Annotated in this window: 4 protein-coding genes; all 4 read left to right on the plus strand. The window is 47.2% G+C overall.

Going from position 1 to position 2,214, the window contains the following annotated elements; translation table 11 throughout:
- Positions 1 to 261: hypothetical protein (locus tag H6F80_RS29335; protein WP_206755013.1), on the plus strand; the 261-nt coding region annotated here is incomplete at its 5' end.
- 64 nt (positions 262 to 325) lie between these two features.
- On the plus strand, positions 326 to 535 hold the full coding sequence (locus H6F80_RS00115; RefSeq protein ID WP_190789598.1) for an acetyltransferase: 210 nt from the start codon (positions 326 to 328) through the stop codon (positions 533 to 535).
- A 225-nt stretch (positions 536 to 760) separates the two neighbouring features.
- Positions 761 to 1,144, plus strand: a complete 384-nt coding sequence (locus H6F80_RS00120) for a BON domain-containing protein (RefSeq protein ID WP_190789599.1) — start codon at positions 761 to 763, stop codon at positions 1,142 to 1,144.
- 158 nt (positions 1,145 to 1,302) lie between these two features.
- On the plus strand, positions 1,303 to 2,214 hold a 912-nt coding region (locus tag H6F80_RS00125), incomplete at its 3' end, for a DNA topoisomerase IB (RefSeq protein ID WP_190789600.1).

Genomic DNA, 2,214 nt, shown 5'->3' on the forward strand with positions numbered 1-2,214 from the left:
AAGCCTTTAGTCGCAGGCTTCTGGTCACAGAGCAGTTCTCACAAAGTCGTTCTGCTGATTCAGCAAGAAACCGATTCAGCAAGGGTAACGTTGCAGGGACTCACTTCTCACCGAACTTACTCCTTACCGTATCGAATTCTGTTTTCGTCAACCGTCCTTCCTGCGAGGGAAGTCTGCTCATCGTTGAGCGGATTTCTTTCCTGGGACTTATCCAATTTCTCCAATTTCTCGGTACCTGTTTATGGAAACTGTCCCTCTTGATAGAGGATAAGCCGTTCTTTCATTCGTTACTTTCAAAGTAAAGTAAAGATCTCAACTTAAAACAATGATTCTACAAGACAAACAAACGGGTGTATTAATCGAAGTGATGGATACAGAAGAGCTAATTAACCCGTCGCACGACACGATTAAAGGCAGAATTCAGGAAGGTCAGGAAGAACAGCCGCCCGAAGAAATTGGGAAAGACACGCTAGTTTTTCCTTCTGGAGAAGAGCTGCCTCGCTGCTGGCGAGATGCAGATTATCGCTCGAACTAATTATTGCTCGAACTAAGGCGATCGGTTTTCTTTCGCCTTGCAGTTTTCTTTCGCTTTGCTTAGATCAGGCATGATCAAAAAGCATTCAAGCAGGATTCAAGCAGCGAGATAAGGGGGTAAAAACTCCCTATGTCTCTAGATCGATTGCTGACTGCAATGAATTGTTTCTAATAAAAGTATCGTCTGCGGACGGATAGTGAACATCATTTTGAGGAGATACAGCCAATGGGTTGGCTACAAAGATTATTCGGAGCTCAGAAGCCTCAGCAAAATCAAGCTCAGGCTCAGCCTCAAGCAAATGTAGCAGCGGCAGCTCAAGGCGGTAATGCAGCAACGGCAGCTCAAGGCGGTCAGGAATCAATTCCTCCGGAGCGGGTTGGCTTGAACGGGGAATACGATCAGAGCGGTCTGGCAAAGCGAGTTGCGCTGGCATTTGACCAAGATCCGGGCATTGATGACATTGACACGGTTTATGTGGCTCAAACAGGCGGCACGGTTGTTCTGAAAGGAAAAGCCCCAAATCAGGAAATCGTGCAAAAAATGACGTCTGTTGCCCGTGGAGTAAGTGGTGCAACAAATGTTGATACCAGCCAGGTGACGGTCGGTTAAGCATCAAAAACACCAAACTGATTCGTTCGATCGAGGCTGTACCACAAACTCGTTTTAACGTTTCAACTTACCTCCCAAAAAGCGACAAAGGGGCAGATTGCATCGCGCATCTAGCCCTGTTTCTAATTTTTAGGGCAGAATCTTTTGGATCAGAATCTATGTTGAGCGCCGAATCTACTATCAGTCCGATCGAGTCCGCTAAAGCAGTTGGTTTACGCTATGTTAGCGATACCATTCCCGGCATTCGTCGAGAACGATCGGGAGATGAATTTGTGTATCTTGGCGTAGATGGTCGTCCAATTCAGGATCCTGAAGAACTAGAGCGTTTCAAAGCATTAATTATTCCGCCCGCTTGGACAGACGTTTGGATTTGTCCATTACCCGACGGACACTTGCAAGCAACCGGACGCGATGCAAAAGAACGCAAACAGTATCGCTATCACGCTGACTGGCGCAAAATCCGCAGCCAAACTAAATTCGATCGCATGGTGCGCTTTGCTCAGGCGTTGCCCCTGATTCGCGAACAAACTGATCGCCATCTGCGCCTGCCCGGTCTGCGCCGTGAAAAAGTGCTGGCAACTGTAGTTCAGCTTTTAGAGAAAACCCTGATCCGAGTGGGCAACGAAGAATATGCCCAAACGAACGATTCTTTTGGACTCACCACGCTGCGTGATGAGCATATCGAAGTCACCAGCACGAAGATTGTATTTCACTTTCGCGGAAAAAGCGGTGTAGAACACGAAATTGAATTAGGCGATCGACGCTTAGCCCGCATTGTTAAATCCTGTCGTGATGTACCGGGGCAAGAATTATTTCAATACATCGACGAAAACGGTGAACGTCAGACGATCGACTCTAAAGACGTAAACGACTATCTTTACGAGATTACCCAAGAGAACTTCACTGCCAAAGATTTTCGTACCTGGATGGGCACGGTTCATGCCCTGCAAGAACTGCACATGATCGGACTGTTTTCTTCTCAAACGCAGGCCAAAAAGAACGTTACCGAAGCTATCAAAAACACCGCTAAACGCCTGGGCAATCGTCCAGCCACTTGTCGCAAATACTAC

This window comes from Leptolyngbya sp. FACHB-711 (genome assembly GCF_014695615.1).
GTDB lineage: Bacteria > Cyanobacteriota > Cyanobacteriia > Elainellales > Elainellaceae > Leptolyngbya_A.